The organism is Pseudomonas sp. FW305-96, from assembly GCF_058783825.1.
This window is the reverse complement of sequence record NZ_JBYSYW010000004.1, coordinates 14,986-29,412: the sequence shown is the minus strand read 5'-3', so window position 1 is coordinate 29,412 and position 14,427 is coordinate 14,986. Positions and strand designations below refer to the sequence as shown.

Genomic DNA, 14,427 nt, shown 5'->3' with positions numbered 1-14,427 from the left:
CGGACATCGAGGGAACCTATGTCTCAAACGCCCAACCTCGGACGGCTACGCAGCTTCATCGGCGAGCTGGCCGACCTTCTCGCCCAGGCGCCGGACGAGCCGCGCCTGCTCGACCACGGCGCGCGGTTGCTGCGCGACCTGGTCAGTGTCGACGACTGGCTGCCGGACGACTACGCCCGGCCCAGCCCGGAGCGCTACCAGCAATACCTGCTGCACGCCGACTCCGGCCAGCGGTTCTCCATCGTCAGTTTCGTCTGGGGGCCGGGGCAGGAAACACCCGTGCACGACCACCGCACCTGGGGGCTGATCGGCATGCTGCGCGGCAGCGAAATCAGCCAGGGCTATGCCCTGGCGCACGGTGCCCTGCAGCCGGAGAGCCCGGCCGAGCGGCTCGCGCCCGGCGAGGTGATCGCGGTGTCGCCGCGCATCGGCGACCTGCACCAGGTGCGCAATGCCCATGCCGACCGTACTTCCGTCAGCATCCATGTCTACGGCGCCAACATCGGCGCCGTGCGGCGTGCGGTGTACAGCGCCGAGGGCGAAGAGAAGCCCTTCATTTCCGGCTATTCCAACAGCCACCTGCCCAACCTCTGGGATCTGTCGAAAGAGAACCGCGCATGAGCCAGGCTACCCACCGCAGCTACCACGCTATCCGCACCGCACTGCTTGCCGGCCAGGAGCTGGCCTTGCTCGATGTCCGCGAGGAAGACCCGTTCGCCCAGGCCCATCCGCTGTTCGCCGCCAATGTGCCGCTGTCGCGCCTTGAACTGGAGATCTACGCCCGAGTGCCACGGCGCGACACGCCCATCACCGTCTACGACGACGGCGAAGGGCTGGCGTTGACCGCCGCGCAGCGCCTGCTCGCCCTGGGCTACACCGACGTGGCGCTGCTCGACGGCGGCCTGGCCGGTTGGCGCGAAGCAGGTGGCGAGTTGTTCCGAGACGTCAACGTGCCGAGCAAGGCTTTCGGCGAGCTGGTGGAGGCCGAGCGCCATACACCGTCGCTGCCGGCCGAAGAGGTCAAGGCGCTGCTCGACGCCAACGCCGATGTGGTGGTGCTGGATGCCCGCCGCTTCGACGAGTACCAGACCATGAGCATCCCCAGCGGTATCAGCGTGCCCGGCGCCGAGCTGGTGCTGCGCGTGGCGGAGCTGGCCCCCGACCCGGACACCCGGGTGATCGTCAATTGCGCCGGGCGCACCCGCAGCATCATTGGCACCCAATCGCTGGTCAATGCCGGCGTCCCCAACCCGGTGGCGGCCCTGCGCAACGGCACCATCGGCTGGACCCTTGCCGGGCAGGCACTGGAACATGGCCAGTCGCGCCGTTTCCGCGCAGTGACCGCCACCACCCGCGACAGCGCCGCGCAACGCGCCCGCCAGGTGGCCGACCGCGCCGGTGTGGCACGCATCGATCCGGCAGGCCTGCGCCAATGGCAGGCCGAAGCGCAGCGCACCACTTACCTGTTCGATGTGCGCACGCCCGAGGAGTTTGCCCTGGGCCACCTGCCCGGCGCCCGCTCCACGCCCGGTGGCCAACTGGTACAGGAGACCGACCATGTCGCCAGTGTGCGCGGCGCGCGCCTGGTGCTGGTGGACGACGACGGCGTGCGCGCCAACATGAGTGCGTCGTGGCTGGCCCAGATGGGCTGGGCGGTGGCGGTGCTCGATGGGTTGTCGTCTGACGACTTCACGGAAACCGGCGTCTGGGTCGCGCCCGTGCCGGCACCGCCCGAGGCTGAAACCATCAGCCCCGCCCTCCTCGCCGACTGGCTTTCGGATCCGGGCACCCAGGTGCTGGACTTCACCACCAGCGCCAACCATGTCCGGCAGCATATTCCCGGTGCGGTGTGGGCGCTGCGTAGCCAACTTGAAGAAGTACTGGCGACATTACCGGCAGCACGGCACTTCGTCCTGACCTGCGGCTCGAGCCAACTGGCGCGCTATGCCGCACCAGAGGTGGCGGCCCTGAGCGGCAAGCCGGTGTTCGTGCTCGAGGGCGGCAACAGCGCCTGGAACGCCGCCGGGCTGCCGACCGAACAAGGCGAGCAGCGCCTGGGTGCGCCGCGCATCGATCGTTATCGGCGGCCCTACGAGGGTACCGATAGCCCGCGCGAAGCGATGCAGGGGTATCTGGATTGGGAGTTCGGGTTGGTGGAACAGTTGGGGCGTGACGGAACCCATGGGTTCTTTGTCATCTGACAACTTGCACGCCCTCTTCGCACGAGAGGGCTTGCCCGTTCCTTTCACTCAGCCAAGCCCGCCGAAGCGTCGATAGTAACTCTCGTTGGCATCCGGCAACGGCCCATCCGCCGTTTCCAGTGCGCTGGCCAGATACTCCTCCGCCCTGCCCTGCACCAGCCGGTACAGGTTGCGGCACAGCTGCCGCGCCGCGCGCCCTTCCCAATCCCCCGGCAACAACTCGTCCGGCAACTGCGGATCACGCAGCAGCAGGCGGCGGTACTCGTGGATCAGCAGCGTGCGCGCCAGGAAGCAGTCCTGCGGGCTTGGCGCGTCCAGGTCCTTCATCGCCTGCCACAACGGGCGGAACAGGCGGATGAACTCGCTGTAGTGCTGGCCCAGTTCCTCGATGTTCCAGCTTTCCCGCACCTGGGCGCGCAGGGCCTTGGAGGCCAGTACTTCCTGGGCGTGGGTCTCGAAGACGATGCAGTCGTCCTCGGCATCCTGCTCGCGCAAGGTGGCGGCCAGGTCAGCACGGTCGGTGCGCGGGCAGCCCAGCAGGTTCGCGCCCATGACGCCGAAGCCTTGCCACTCGAGCTCTTCACGCACCGCCTTGCGCTTGGTGGCGTCGAGCTGGGCCAGCAGCACCAGGGTCCAGGCGCCGTTCCAGGCCGGCAGGCTGGCGCTGTAGACGCGCTTGAAGGCTTTTTCGAAGCGCCGCCGGCCGGTGCCGGTGAGGCTGTAGTAGCTGCGCCGGCCGACCTTTTCGGCGGTCAGCCAGCCTTCCTTGGTCAGGCGGAAGATCGAGGTGCGGATCAGCCGCTCGTTGATGCCCATCGGCTCCAGCAGGTTGATCAGGCTGCCCAGCCAGACCGTGCCGCCATGGGGTTCGATGGCATCGCCGTAGAGGGTGATGATCAGGGAGCTGGCGCGGATCGGCGTCTGCTCCTGGAAACGGGTAATCAGGTGATTCAGGGGGGCAAGGCTGCTCATGGGGGAACGCGGCGCGGCTAAAGCCTCGACTATACCTGCCTGCCGCGACCGCGCAAGGCTCATGCACCGCCCTCGGCCTTGGGCCTGAAGCCGGAGTCGCCCATGCGCGGGCGGTCCTGCTCCGGCGCGGTCAATGGCGGGCATTCCTCCAGCGCGCTCAGGCAACGCCGGGCGAGGCGGTGGTACTCGGCGGTACCGCGCTGCTTCCAGGCCAGTTCCTGGTCGCTGAGCGGGCGCTTGGCCACGGCCGGCGCGCCGACCACCAGGTGTTGCTGCGGGCATTCGAAGCCGGCCTTGACGAAGGCCGTGGCGGCAACGATGCAGCGCGGGGCGATATGCGCGGCGTCCATGACCACCGCGTTCATGCCGACCAGGGCATCCTCGCCGATCCGGCAGCCATGCAGCACGGCGCCATGGCCGATATGGCCGTTGCGCTCGACCACCGTGTCGCCGCCGGGAAAACCGTGCATCACGCAGGTGTCCTGCAGGTTGGCGCCCTCCTCCAGGATGATTCGCCCGAAATCGCCGCGCAGCGAGGCCAAGGGGCCGATGTAGCAGTTTGCGCCGACCAGCACGTCGCCGATCAGCACGGCGCTGGGGTGTACGTAGGCGCTGGGGTGGACCACGGGGGTCAGGCCGTCGAGGCGGTAGCAGGGCATGGGTTTGGCTCTCGATATGATTCAGAAGATCTTTCGATCCTGTATCAGATCAAATCACTTAGTCAATGCATTGCTGGTGTATCGCTTTCTTCACAAAGCTTCAGACCTGTGAAGACCTCATCACTGGGCAAGCCAGCCCCCAATATCAGCTATGAAAGCAAGGCAGCGTGGGAGCGGGCTTGCCCCGCGATAGCGTAACTCGCCTCACATCAAGATACTTAATTATAATTTCTATGTTGATTTTATGTATCGCATTGAACATATACTTGCCCCAGCACCACGAACAATTCCAAGAAAAGCCGGCCCCAGCCGGCGCCGAACGTGCAGCCCGAGGTATCCCATGCCAAGCAACCTCATCGTGCAGGCCCCGGCGGACGGTGTCCGCCTGATCACCCTGCACCGCCCGCAAGCCCTGAACGCCCTGAACACAGCGCTGCTGGAAGAGCTGGCCGCAGAACTGAATGCCGCCGACCAGGATCCGCAGATCCGTGCCGTGGTCATCACCGGCAGCCGCAAGGCCTTCGCCGCCGGCGCCGATATCAACGAAATGGCCCAGCGCGACCTGGTCGGCATCCTCGGCGACCCGCGCGTGCTCCACTGGCAGCGCATCGCCGGCTTCGGCAAACCCTTGATCGCCGCGGTCAACGGCTTCGCCCTCGGCGGCGGCTGCGAACTGGTGATGTGCGCCGATATCGTCATCGCCGGCAGCGACGCCCGTTTCGGCCAGCCGGAAATCAACCTCGGCATCCTTCCCGGGGCTGGCGGCACCCAGCGCCTGCTGCGCGCCGTGGGCAAGCCGCTGGCCATGCAGATGGTCCTGGGCGGTGAGGCCATCGGCGCCCGCCATGCCCTGCAGGCCGGCCTGGTCAGTGAAGTCACCGAGCCCGAACTCACCGTCGAGCGCGCCCTGCAGGTGGCCGTCGCCATCGCCGCCAAGGCGCCGCTGGCGGTGCGCCTGGCCAAGGAGGCGCTGCTCAAGGCCCAGGACATGGACCTGGCGAGCGGCCTGCGCTTCGAGCGCCATGCCTTCACCCTGCTGGCCGGCACCGCCGACCGCAACGAAGGCATCCGCGCCTTCCAGGAAAAACGCCCGGCCCGATTCCAAGGGCTGTAAGCCTTCCACCGACTGACGGAGCGAGCCAGTCATGTCTTTCCAGCACATCCTGTTTTCCATCGGCGACGACGGCGTCGCCCTCCTCTCGCTCAACCGGCCCGAGCAGCTCAACAGCTTCAATACCGCGATGCACCTGGAGGTGCGCGAGGCCTTGAAGCAGGTACGCCACAGCGACCACGCCCGCGTGCTGCTGCTGACCGGCGAAGGCCGTGGCTTCTGCGCAGGCCAGGACCTGGCCGACCGCAATGTCGCGCCCGGCGCCGAGCTGCCTGACCTCGGCCAATCCATCGAACAGTTCTACAACCCGCTGGTGCGCAGCCTGCGCGACCTACCGCTGCCGGTGATCTGCGCGGTCAACGGCGTGGCCGCTGGTGCCGGGGCCAACCTGCCACTGGCCTGCGACCTGGTGCTGGCGGCACGCTCGGCGAGCTTCATTCAGGCGTTCTGCAAGATTGGCCTGGTGCCGGATTCCGGCGGCACCTGGTTGCTGCCCAGACTGGTCGGCATGGCCCGGGCCAAGGCGCTGGCCCTGCTGGGCGAGCGCCTGAGCGCCGAGCAGGCCGAGCAATGGGGGCTGATCCACCGGGTGGTGGACGATGCCGCGCTGCGCGACGAAGCACTCGGCCTGGCCCGTCACCTGGCAGCCCAGCCCACCTACGGCCTGGCCTTGATCAAGCGTGCCCTCAACCAGAGTTTCGACAACCGCTTCGATGAACAGCTGGAACTGGAGCGCGATCTCCAGCGCCTGGCCGGGCGCAGCGAGGATTACCGCGAGGGCGTCAGCGCCTTCATGAACAAACGCACACCTGTGTTCAAGGGGCGCTGACCATGGCCGCACTCGACAACGACGCCCTGGTGGCAGTAATCGGTGCAGGCGCCATGGGTGCCGGCATCGCCCAGGTGGCGGCCCAGGCCGGTCATCCCGTGCGTCTCTACGATACGCGCCCCGGCGCCGCCAAGCAGGCGATCGAAGGCATCGATCGCCTGCTCGGCCGGCAGGTGGAAAAAGGCAAGCTTGCGCCTGACAGCCGCAGCGCGATCCGCGACCGACTGCAACCGGTGGACAGCCTCGACGCCCTGGCCAAGGCCCATCTGGTGATCGAAGCCATCGTCGAACAACTGCCAGTCAAACAGGACCTGCTGCGTCGGCTTGAAGCCCTGTGCGCCACGGACTGCATCCTGGCCAGCAACACTTCTTCGCTGTCGATCACCAGCCTCGCCGCCGGGCTCAAGCACCCGGAGCGGGTCATTGGCATGCACTTCTTCAACCCGGCGCCCTTGATGGCGCTGGTGGAGATCGTCTCCGGGCTGGCCACTGCGCCGAGCCTGGCGGCCACGCTTTACGACACCGCCCGTGCCTGGGGCAAGCAAGCGGTGCATGCCCGTTCGACGCCGGGCTTTATCGTCAACCGCGTGGCCCGGCCCTTCTATGCCGAAAGCCTGCGCCTGCTGCAGGAGGGCGCCGCCGACTGCGCCACCCTCGATGCCGTGCTGCGCGACGCCGGGGGGTTTCGCATGGGCGCCTTTGAACTGACCGACCTGATCGGTCATGACGTCAACTACGCGGTGACCTGCTCGGTGTTCGAAGCCTTCTATGGCGATTTCCGCTTCCAGCCGTCGCTGGTGCAGAAAGAGCTGGTCGACGCCGGGCGCCTCGGGCGCAAGACCGGCCAGGGCTTTTATAGCTACGCCGAGGGTGCCGAACGGCTACAGCCCGCGACATTGACCAGCCAGACGCCTGTAGAGCGCTGCACGGTTGAAGGCGACCTGGGTGCCCTGCAGCCCCTGGTCGAGCGCTTGCGCGCCAACGGTGTCGACGTCACCGAGCGCGCCGGCGCCGGCCTGGTCCGTGTGGGAGATGCCACCCTGGCGGTGTCCGATGGCCGACTGGCCAGCCAGCGCGCGCGCGAGGACGGCTTGCGCAACCTGGTGCTGCTGGACCTGGCCCTGGACTACGCCAGCGCCACGCGCCTGGCCATCAGCCACGGTGCCGAATGCAGCGCCGAGGCCCTGGACCAGGCCGTCGCCCTGCTTGCCCGGGCTGGCCTGAGCGCCTGCCCGGTCGCCGACCTGCCCGGCCTGGTGGTGCTGCGCACCGTGGCCATGCTCGCCAACGAAGCCGCCGACGCCGTACTGCAAGGAGTAGGCACTCCCGGTGACATCGACCTGGCCATGCGCGCCGGGGTCAACTACCCGCGCGGGCCGCTGGCCTGGGCCGACGACCTGGGCATCGGCTACACCCTGAACGTGCTCGACAACCTGCAACGCAGCTACGGCGAGGAACGTTACCGCCCGTCCCTGTTGCTGCGCCGCACCCACGCCGAAGGAGGTCGCCTGCATGGCTGATCAATCCGCACACACTTTGGCCCGCGCCTGCGCCGAGGCCATGTTCGGCCGTGACGCCGCCAGCCAGGGCCTGGGCATCGAGCTGCTCGAAGCCGGCCCCGGCAGCGCCCGCCTGGGCATGACCGTGCGCGCCGACATGATCCAGGGCCACGGCACCTGCCATGGCGGCTACCTGTTCGCCCTGGCCGATTCGGCCTTCGCCTTCGCCTGCAACAGCTACGATGAAGCAGCCGTGGCCCTGGGTTGCAGCATCGACTATGTGGCCCCGGCGCGGCTCGGCGACCGCCTGCAGGCCAGCGCCAGCGAACAAAGCCGCAAAGGCCGCACCGGCAACTACGACGTGCGCATCGAGAACCAGCAGGGCGAACTGATCGCCCTGTTCCACGGCAAATCCTACAAAGTGCGCGGCACCGTGCTGTCGCCGGAGACTTCAAATGAATGACGTCAGCCTGCCCCACGCGCTGATCATCGATGCCGTGCGCACCCCCATCGGCCGCTACGGCGGCGCCCTGTCGAGCGTGCGCCCCGACGATCTCGCCGCGGTGCCGATCAAGGCGCTGATGGCGCGCCATCCCGGACTCGACTGGGCGGCACTGGACGATGTGATTCTCGGTTGCGCCAACCAGGCCGGCGAAGACAACCGCAACGTCGCGCGCATGGCCGGCCTGCTGGCCGGGCTGCCGATCGAGGTGCCCGGCACCACGATCAACCGCCTGTGCGGCTCGGGCCTGGACGCCATCGGCAATGCTGCCCGCGCCCTGCGCTGCGGCGAAGCCGGGTTGATGCTGGCCGGCGGCGTCGAGTCGATGTCGCGCGCGCCCTTCGTCATGGGCAAGTCGGAACAGGCCTTTGGCCGCGGCGCGCAGCTGTTCGACACCACCATCGGCTGGCGCTTCGTCAACCCGTCGATGCAGGCGCAATACGGCATCGATTCGATGCCCGAAACCGCCGAGAACGTCGCCGAGCGCTTCAACATCGCCCGCGAAGACCAGGATGCCTTTGCCCTGCGCAGCCAGCTCAAGGCCGCCGCCGCCCAGGCCAATGGCCGCCTGGCCCGGGAGATCGTCGCGGTGGAGATCGCGCAGCGCAAAGGCCCGCCCAAGCGTATCGAGCAGGACGAGCACCCGCGGGGCGACACCACCCTGGAACAACTGGCGCGCCTGGGCACGCCGTTCCGTGACGGCGGCAGCGTCACCGCCGGCAATGCCTCGGGCGTCAATGACGGCGCCTGCGCCCTGCTTCTGGCCAGCCCACAGGCCGCGCAACGCCACGGCCTCAAGGCCCGTGGCCGGGTGCTTGGCCTTGCGGTGGCGGGCGTCGAGCCACGCCTCATGGGTATCGGCCCGGTGCCGGCGACTCACAAGGTACTGGAGCTGACCGGCCTGGCACTGGCCGACATGGACGTGATCGAGCTCAACGAAGCCTTTGCCGCCCAGGGCCTGGCCGTGCTGCGCGAGCTGGGTCTGGCCGACGACGATCCGCGGGTCAATCCCAACGGCGGCGCCATCGCCCTGGGCCACCCGCTGGGCATGAGCGGCGCACGCCTGGTCACCACCGCCCTGCACCAGCTGGAGCTGACCGGCGGCCGTTACGCCCTGTGCACCATGTGCATCGGCGTCGGCCAGGGCATCGCCCTGGTGATCGAACGCCTCTGATCAGCCGCCAGAGACGCCAAGCGACGCGGGCAGTATGCTGCCTGCCATGACACTCAGGGCCCCGGCCCACGACAAGAACAACTCGAGTGAAACCATGAATCTCTACCACGATGCCGACCGCGCCCTGCTCGACCCGATGGAAACCGCCAGCCTCGACGCACTGCGCCAGCACCAGCTGGAGCGCCTGCGCTGGAGCCTGAACCACGCCTACGCCAATGTGCCGCTGTACCGCCAGCGCTTCGACGCCTGCGGCGCCCATCCCGACGACCTGAAATCGCTGGAGGACCTGGCCCGCTTCCCCTTCACCGGCAAGAACGACCTGCGCGACAACTACCCCTACGGCATGTTTGCCGTGCCCCAGGACCAGGTGGTGCGCCTGCACGCCTCCAGCGGCACCACCGGCAAACCGACGGTGGTCGGCTACACCCAGAACGACATCGACACCTGGGCCAACGTGGTGGCGCGCTCGATTCGCGCCGCCGGCGGGCGCCGCGGCGACAAGGTGCATGTCTCCTACGGCTACGGCCTGTTCACCGGCGGCCTGGGCGCGCACTACGGCGCCGAGCGCCTGGGCTGCACGGTGATCCCCATGTCCGGCGGCCAGACCGAGAAACAGGTGCAGCTGATCCGCGACTTCCAGCCGGACATCATCATGGTTACCCCCTCGTACATGCTCAACCTCGCCGACGAGATCGAGCGCCAGGGCATCGACCCGCACGACCTCAAGCTGCGCCTGGGCATCTTCGGCGCCGAACCCTGGACCGATGAACTGCGCCGCGCCATCGAGCAGCGCCTGGGCATCGACGCCCTGGACATCTACGGGCTGTCGGAAATCATGGGCCCGGGCGTGGCCATGGAGTGCATCGAGACCAAGGACGGCCCGACCATCTGGGAAGACCATTTCTACCCCGAGATCATCGACCCGGTCACAGGCCAGGTGTTGCCGGATGGCCAGCTCGGCGAGCTGGTGTTCACCTCGCTGAGCAAGGAGGCCTTGCCGATGGTGCGCTACCGCACCCGCGACCTCACCCGCCTGCTGCCCGGCACGGCGCGGCCGATGCGGCGCATCGGCAAGATCACCGGGCGCAGCGACGACATGCTGATCATCCGCGGGGTCAATGTGTTCCCGACGCAGATCGAGGAGCAGGTGCTCAAGATAAAACAGCTTTCCGAGCTGTATGAGATTCACCTGTATCGTAATGGCAATCTCGACAGCGTCGAGGTGCATGTTGAACTGCGCAGCGACAGCCAGTACCTCGACGAGGGCCAGCGCAAGCAGGTGGTGGGTGAGCTGGCGAAGCAGATCAAGACCTACATCGGCATCAGCACGCAGATCCAGCTGCAGCCGTGCGGCACGCTGAAACGTTCAGAGGGCAAGGCCTGTCACGTGTATGACAAGCGGCTGGCCAGCTGATTCATCGGCATTCCGTTCAGCCCCGGCCTGATCCGGGGCTTTTTTTTGCCTTGAGAAAGCTGGGGGCGCCTGCGCCCCTTTCGCCGGCAAGCCGGCTCCCACAGCGATCGCGCAATTCCTTAGGTCTGTGCTGCACCGGAGCTGGCTTGCCAGCGATTGGCCGCAAAGCGATACATAAATCTTATTTGATACATCAAATACAGTTTGATGTTGTGTTTTGTATCGCTTATAAATGAGCCACGCCCCAAGCAGCCCATCAGCGGGAGCCCGACCATGTACGCACAGCTCGTAGAAACCGGCGTCAAACGCCTGAAGACCCTGGAAGAGATGTCGCCCGAAGAGCGCGCCTTCCAGGAGAAGATCGACGCCGAGATCAAGATCGAAGCCAAGAACTGGATGCCCGAGGCCTACCGCCAGACGCTCATCCGCCAGATTTCCCAGCACGCCCATTCCGAGATCGTCGGCATGCTCCCGGAAGGCAACTGGGTCACTCGCGCCCCCTCGCTCAAGCGCAAGCTGCAGTTGATGGCCAAGATCCAGGACGAGGCCGGCCACGGCCTGTACCTGTACAGCGCCATGGAAACCCTTGGCGCCGACCGCGACGAAGAGATCGCCAAGCTGCACAGCGGCAAGGCCAAGTATTCGAGCATCTTCAACTACCCGACCCTGAGCTGGGCCGACATGGGCGCGGTGGGCTGGCTGGTGGACGGCGCGGCGATCGTCAACCAGGTGGTGCTGCAGCGCACCTCCTACGGCCCCTACTCCCGCGCCATGGTGCGCATCTGCAAGGAAGAAAGCTTCCACCAGCGCCAGGGCTATGAACTGCTGCTGACCATGATGCGCCACGGCACCCAGGCACAGAAGGACATGGTCCAGGACGCCATCGACCGCCTGTGGTGGCCGGCGCTGATGATGTTCGGCCCCAGCGACGAACACTCGCCCAACAGCGCCCAGTCCATGGCCTGGAAGATCAAGCGTCAGAGCAACGACGAACTGCGCCAGCGCTTCATCGACCAGACCGTGCCGCAGCTGGAACTGCTCGGCTGCACCGCTCCCGACCCTGAGCTCAAGTGGAACGCCGAGCGTGGCCATTACGACTTCGGCCAGATCCAGTGGGATGAGTTCTACGAGGTGCTCAAGGGCAACGGCCCCTGCAACCAGGAGCGCGTCGCCACCCGCCGCAAGGCCATCGAAGACGGTGCCTGGGTACGCGAGGCCGCCGTGGCCTATGCGCGCAAGCAACAGAACAAGAATGCCGCCTGAAGCGGCGAATGATGCGGAGATACCCCTGATGTCTGTCTGGACCCTGTTCGAAGTCTTCGTGCGCAGCAAGCACGGCCTGAACCACAAGCATGTGGGCAGCGTGCACGCCGCCGACGCCGCCATGGCCATCGAGAACGCCCGCGAGCTGTACACCCGCCGCAGCGAAGGCGTGAGCCTGTGGGTGGTGCCCTCGGCGCTGATCACCGCCTCTTCGCCCGACGAGAAGGACCCGCTGTTCGCCCCGGCGGACGACAAGGTCTACCGCCATGCCAGCTTCTACGAGCTGCCCGCCGAAGTCGGACACATGTGAGGCCCGCCATGCACAAGCAAGCACTTATCCAATACCTGCTGCTGCTCGGCGACAGCGCCCTGGTTCAGGGCCAGCGCCTGTGCGAGTGGTGCGGCAAGGCGCCGGCGCTGGAAGAAGAACTGGCGCTGATGAACGTCGGCCTCGACCTGGTGGGCCAGGCGCGCAACTGGCTGGACTACGCCGCCGAGCTGCTGGACGACGGCCGCGACGCCGATGCCCTGGTGTTCCGTCGCGACGAACGCGCCTACCGCAACCTGCTGCTGGTCGAGCAACCCAACGGCGACTACGCCGTGACCCTGCTCAAGCAGTTCCTGTACGACGCTTGGCACCACGCCACGCTTGAAGCGCTCAGCGCCTCGCGCGATGAACGTATCGCCGGCATCGCCGCCAAGGCCCTGAAAGAAGTCACCTATCACCTGCGCCGCTCCGGCGAATGGGTACAGCGCCTGGGGGGCGGCACGGAAGAAAGCCGCCGACGCATGCTCGAAGCCATCCCGGCCTTGTGGCGCTTCACGGTCGAACTGAGCGTGGCGAACGACGGTGAAGTCCAGCTGGCCAAAGCCGGTATCGGCGCCGACCCGGCGCAGATCGCCCAGCATTGGCTGAACACCGTCACGGCCATCTTCGCCTCGGTCGATCTGCCCCTGCCCAAGGCCGCCAGCCACTTCTACCTGGACGGGCGCAAGGGCCTGCACACCGAACACCTCGGCCTGCTGCTGGCTGAAATGCAGTTCCTGCCACGAGCCTACCCCGATGCAACCTGGTGAGCTGATCGCTGGCGACCGGGGCGCCAGGGACTTGCGCGACGGCGACCTGAGCCGGGCCTGGGCGGTGCTGGCCGAGGTGATGGACCCGGAAGTACCGGTGGTCAGCGTGGTCGACTTAGGTGTCGTGCGCGACCTCGACTGGCGCGCCGGCCACCTGCACCTGGTGGTCACCCCGACCTACTCCGGCTGCCCGGCCACCGAGGTGATCGAGAGTGACATTCGCCAGGCCCTGGAACAGGCCGGCTTCGCGGAGCCTGCGCTGGAGCGTCGTCTCACCCCGGCGTGGAGCACCGACTGGATCAGTGCGCAAGGCCGTGAGCGGCTGCGCGCCTACGGTATCGCCCCACCCGAGGGCCGCGCCAACCTGCGTGGGGCGGCACCCAGCGTGTGTTGCCCGCAGTGCGGCAGCGCCGATACCGAACTGCTCAGCCAGTTCGGTTCCACCGCCTGCAAGGCCCTGTACCGCTGCCGCGCCTGCCTGGAACCGTTCGACTATTTCAAATGCCTTTGAGCCGTGGAGAACGCCATGAGCCAGTTTCACAGCCTGACCATCAAGCAAGTGCGCCAGGAGACCCGGGACGCGGTGTCCATCGCCTTCGACGTGCCCGCGCACCTGCGCGATGAGTTCCGTTTCACCCAGGGCCAGTACCTGGTCATGCGCACCCACCTGGATGACGAAGAGGTGCGCCGCTCCTACTCGATCTGCAGCGCGGTGCAGGACGACGAGCTGCGGGTCGCCGTCAAGCGCGTGCCGGGCGGTCGTTTCTCGGCGTTTGCCAACGAAATGCTCAAGGCCGGCCAGCAGCTCGAAGTGATGCCGCCCGCGGGCAGCTTCTTCGTGCCGCTGGAACCGACGCGCCGGGGCAACTACCTGGGCGTGGCCGCCGGCAGCGGCATCACTCCGATCCTGTCGCTGGTCGCCACCACGCTGGCCACTGAACCCAACAGCCGCTTCACCTTGCTGTACGGCAACCGCGCCAGCAACAGCGCGCTGTTCCGCGACCGCCTCGAGGACCTGAAGAACCGGTACCTCGAGCGCCTCAACCTGATTTTCGTGTTCAGCCGCGAGCAACAGGACGTCGACCTGTACAACGGCCGCATCGACGCCGACAAGTGCGGCCAGCTGTTCTCCCGCTGGCTCGACGTGGCCTCTCTCGATGCTGCCTTCATCTGCGGCCCCCAGGCCATGACCGAAACCGTGCGCGACAGCCTGCAGGCCAACGGCATGGACAAGGCGCGCATCCACTATGAACTGTTCGCCGCCGCCGGCAGCGAAGCTCGCCGCGAGGCCCGTGAAGCGGCCCGCGAGCTGGATTCGGCGATCAGCCAGGTGACCGTGATCAGCGATGGCCGCGCCCTGGCCTTCGACCTGCCGCGCAACACCCGCAGCGTGCTCGACGCCGGCAACGCCATCGGCGCCGAGCTGCCGTACTCGTGCAAGGCCGGGGTGTGCTCGACCTGCAAGTGCAAGGTGATCGAGGGCGAGGTGGAGATGGACAGCAACCATGCCCTGGAAGACTACGAAGTGGCCGCCGGGTATGTGCTGTCGTGCCAGACCTACCCGTTGAGCGACAAGGTGGTGCTCGACTTCGATCAGCTTTGAGACCGCATTGCCTTCATCGCTGGCAAGCCAGCTACCACAAGCGCTGGCTTGCCAGCGATGAAGCCCTCGGCAACACACGCGTGACCTGAAAAAACAATTACAACAGCCAGAGAGAACGCTCCC

The 14,427-nt window shown here is 67.0% G+C and carries 14 protein-coding genes and 2 pseudogenes; 13 read left to right on the top strand and 3 right to left on the bottom strand.

Features of this window, described 5'->3' with window-relative positions:
- The first annotated feature begins 18 nt into the window (after positions 1–18).
- Positions 19–621 (top strand): cysteine dioxygenase family protein, encoded by a 603-nt coding sequence (locus AC3WL2_RS04250; RefSeq protein ID WP_102682031.1) that lies wholly within the window; start codon positions 19–21, stop codon positions 619–621.
- On the top strand, positions 618–2,201 hold the full coding sequence (locus tag AC3WL2_RS04245; RefSeq protein ID WP_102682032.1) for a rhodanese-related sulfurtransferase: 1,584 nt from the start codon (positions 618–620) through the stop codon (positions 2,199–2,201). The genes AC3WL2_RS04250 and AC3WL2_RS04245 overlap by 4 nt, the downstream gene beginning before the upstream one ends.
- Before the next feature lie 48 nt (positions 2,202–2,249).
- Here AC3WL2_RS04245 and paaX read toward each other — a convergent pair whose 3' ends face one another.
- Together paaX and paaY are read right to left on the bottom strand one after the other, a co-directional pair.
- Complete coding sequence (gene paaX / locus AC3WL2_RS04240; protein ID WP_102682033.1) at positions 2,250–3,173, bottom strand: phenylacetic acid degradation operon negative regulatory protein PaaX; 924 nt, start codon at positions 3,171–3,173, stop codon at positions 2,250–2,252.
- Positions 3,174–3,232: 59 nt separating this feature from the next.
- Complete coding sequence (gene paaY / locus AC3WL2_RS04235) at positions 3,233–3,832, bottom strand: phenylacetic acid degradation protein PaaY (protein ID WP_102682034.1); 600 nt, start codon at positions 3,830–3,832, stop codon at positions 3,233–3,235.
- A 340-nt stretch (positions 3,833–4,172) separates the two neighbouring features.
- Between paaY and paaF the strand changes: the two genes are divergently transcribed.
- The 7 genes and pseudogenes from paaF to paaA all read left to right on the top strand — a co-directional run.
- Complete coding sequence (paaF, locus tag AC3WL2_RS04230) at positions 4,173–4,946, top strand: 2,3-dehydroadipyl-CoA hydratase PaaF (protein WP_102682035.1); 774 nt, start codon at positions 4,173–4,175, stop codon at positions 4,944–4,946.
- A gap of 31 nt (positions 4,947–4,977) precedes the next feature.
- The gene (gene paaG, locus AC3WL2_RS04225) at positions 4,978–5,772 is read left to right on the top strand and encodes a 2-(1,2-epoxy-1,2-dihydrophenyl)acetyl-CoA isomerase PaaG (protein WP_102682036.1); all 795 of its coding nucleotides are present in this window, start codon (positions 4,978–4,980) and stop codon (positions 5,770–5,772) included.
- A gap of 2 nt (positions 5,773–5,774) precedes the next feature.
- A complete protein-coding gene (gene paaH, locus AC3WL2_RS04220) occupies positions 5,775–7,292 on the top strand; it encodes a 3-hydroxyacyl-CoA dehydrogenase PaaH (RefSeq protein ID WP_102682037.1) in 1,518 nt (505 codons plus the stop codon).
- Positions 7,285–7,734 (top strand): hydroxyphenylacetyl-CoA thioesterase PaaI, encoded by a 450-nt coding sequence (gene paaI, locus AC3WL2_RS04215; protein ID WP_102682038.1) that lies wholly within the window; start codon positions 7,285–7,287, stop codon positions 7,732–7,734. The genes paaH and paaI overlap by 8 nt, the downstream gene beginning before the upstream one ends.
- Positions 7,727–8,947: a 3-oxoadipyl-CoA thiolase gene (pcaF, locus tag AC3WL2_RS04210; RefSeq protein WP_102682039.1), complete on the top strand. Its 1,221-nt coding sequence runs from the start codon at positions 7,727–7,729 to the stop codon at positions 8,945–8,947. The genes paaI and pcaF overlap by 8 nt, the downstream gene beginning before the upstream one ends.
- A gap of 94 nt (positions 8,948–9,041) precedes the next feature.
- Positions 9,042–10,361, top strand: a complete 1,320-nt coding sequence (gene paaK / locus AC3WL2_RS04205) for a phenylacetate--CoA ligase PaaK (protein ID WP_038707537.1) — start codon at positions 9,042–9,044, stop codon at positions 10,359–10,361.
- 207 nt (positions 10,362–10,568) lie between these two features.
- A pseudogene (gene paaA / locus AC3WL2_RS04200) lies at positions 10,569–11,519 on the top strand (1,2-phenylacetyl-CoA epoxidase subunit PaaA); the annotation flags it as partial.
- On the opposite strand, the pseudogene AC3WL2_RS04195 reads toward paaA, so the two are convergent.
- Positions 11,502–11,615: pseudogene (locus tag AC3WL2_RS04195) on the bottom strand (hypothetical protein); the annotation flags it as partial. The pseudogenes paaA and AC3WL2_RS04195 sit on opposite strands and share 18 nt — an antisense overlap.
- 37 nt (positions 11,616–11,652) lie before the next feature.
- Between AC3WL2_RS04195 and paaB the strand changes: the two are divergent.
- The 4 genes from paaB to paaE are packed head-to-tail and all read left to right on the top strand — an operon-like array spanning position 11,653 to position 14,304.
- Complete coding sequence (gene paaB, locus AC3WL2_RS04190) at positions 11,653–11,934, top strand: 1,2-phenylacetyl-CoA epoxidase subunit PaaB (protein WP_011533969.1); 282 nt, start codon at positions 11,653–11,655, stop codon at positions 11,932–11,934.
- An 8-nt stretch (positions 11,935–11,942) separates the two neighbouring features.
- Complete coding sequence (gene paaC, locus AC3WL2_RS04185; protein ID WP_102682041.1) at positions 11,943–12,701, top strand: 1,2-phenylacetyl-CoA epoxidase subunit PaaC; 759 nt, start codon at positions 11,943–11,945, stop codon at positions 12,699–12,701.
- Positions 12,688–13,212: a 1,2-phenylacetyl-CoA epoxidase subunit PaaD gene (paaD, locus tag AC3WL2_RS04180; RefSeq protein WP_102682042.1), complete on the top strand. Its 525-nt coding sequence runs from the start codon at positions 12,688–12,690 to the stop codon at positions 13,210–13,212. The genes paaC and paaD overlap by 14 nt, the downstream gene beginning before the upstream one ends.
- 15 nt (positions 13,213–13,227) lie before the next feature.
- Complete coding sequence (gene paaE / locus AC3WL2_RS04175) at positions 13,228–14,304, top strand: 1,2-phenylacetyl-CoA epoxidase subunit PaaE (protein WP_102682043.1); 1,077 nt, start codon at positions 13,228–13,230, stop codon at positions 14,302–14,304.
- Positions 14,305–14,427 lie beyond the last annotated feature (123 nt).

Coding starts and splice junctions, on each gene's coding strand:
- AC3WL2_RS04250 (WP_102682031.1), top strand. CDS start 19: ATGTCTCAAACGCCCAACCTCGGACGGCTACGCAGCTTCATCGGCGAG.
- AC3WL2_RS04245 (WP_102682032.1), top strand. CDS start 618: ATGAGCCAGGCTACCCACCGCAGCTACCACGCTATCCGCACCGCACTG.
- paaX (WP_102682033.1), bottom strand. CDS start 3,173: ATGAGCAGCCTTGCCCCCCTGAATCACCTGATTACCCGTTTCCAGGAG.
- paaY (WP_102682034.1), bottom strand. CDS start 3,832: ATGCCCTGCTACCGCCTCGACGGCCTGACCCCCGTGGTCCACCCCAGC.
- paaF (WP_102682035.1), top strand. CDS start 4,173: ATGCCAAGCAACCTCATCGTGCAGGCCCCGGCGGACGGTGTCCGCCTG.
- paaG (WP_102682036.1), top strand. CDS start 4,978: ATGTCTTTCCAGCACATCCTGTTTTCCATCGGCGACGACGGCGTCGCC.
- paaH (WP_102682037.1), top strand. CDS start 5,775: ATGGCCGCACTCGACAACGACGCCCTGGTGGCAGTAATCGGTGCAGGC.
- paaI (WP_102682038.1), top strand. CDS start 7,285: ATGGCTGATCAATCCGCACACACTTTGGCCCGCGCCTGCGCCGAGGCC.
- pcaF (WP_102682039.1), top strand. CDS start 7,727: ATGAATGACGTCAGCCTGCCCCACGCGCTGATCATCGATGCCGTGCGC.
- paaK (WP_038707537.1), top strand. CDS start 9,042: ATGAATCTCTACCACGATGCCGACCGCGCCCTGCTCGACCCGATGGAA.
- paaB (WP_011533969.1), top strand. CDS start 11,653: ATGTCTGTCTGGACCCTGTTCGAAGTCTTCGTGCGCAGCAAGCACGGC.
- paaC (WP_102682041.1), top strand. CDS start 11,943: ATGCACAAGCAAGCACTTATCCAATACCTGCTGCTGCTCGGCGACAGC.
- paaD (WP_102682042.1), top strand. CDS start 12,688: ATGCAACCTGGTGAGCTGATCGCTGGCGACCGGGGCGCCAGGGACTTG.
- paaE (WP_102682043.1), top strand. CDS start 13,228: ATGAGCCAGTTTCACAGCCTGACCATCAAGCAAGTGCGCCAGGAGACC.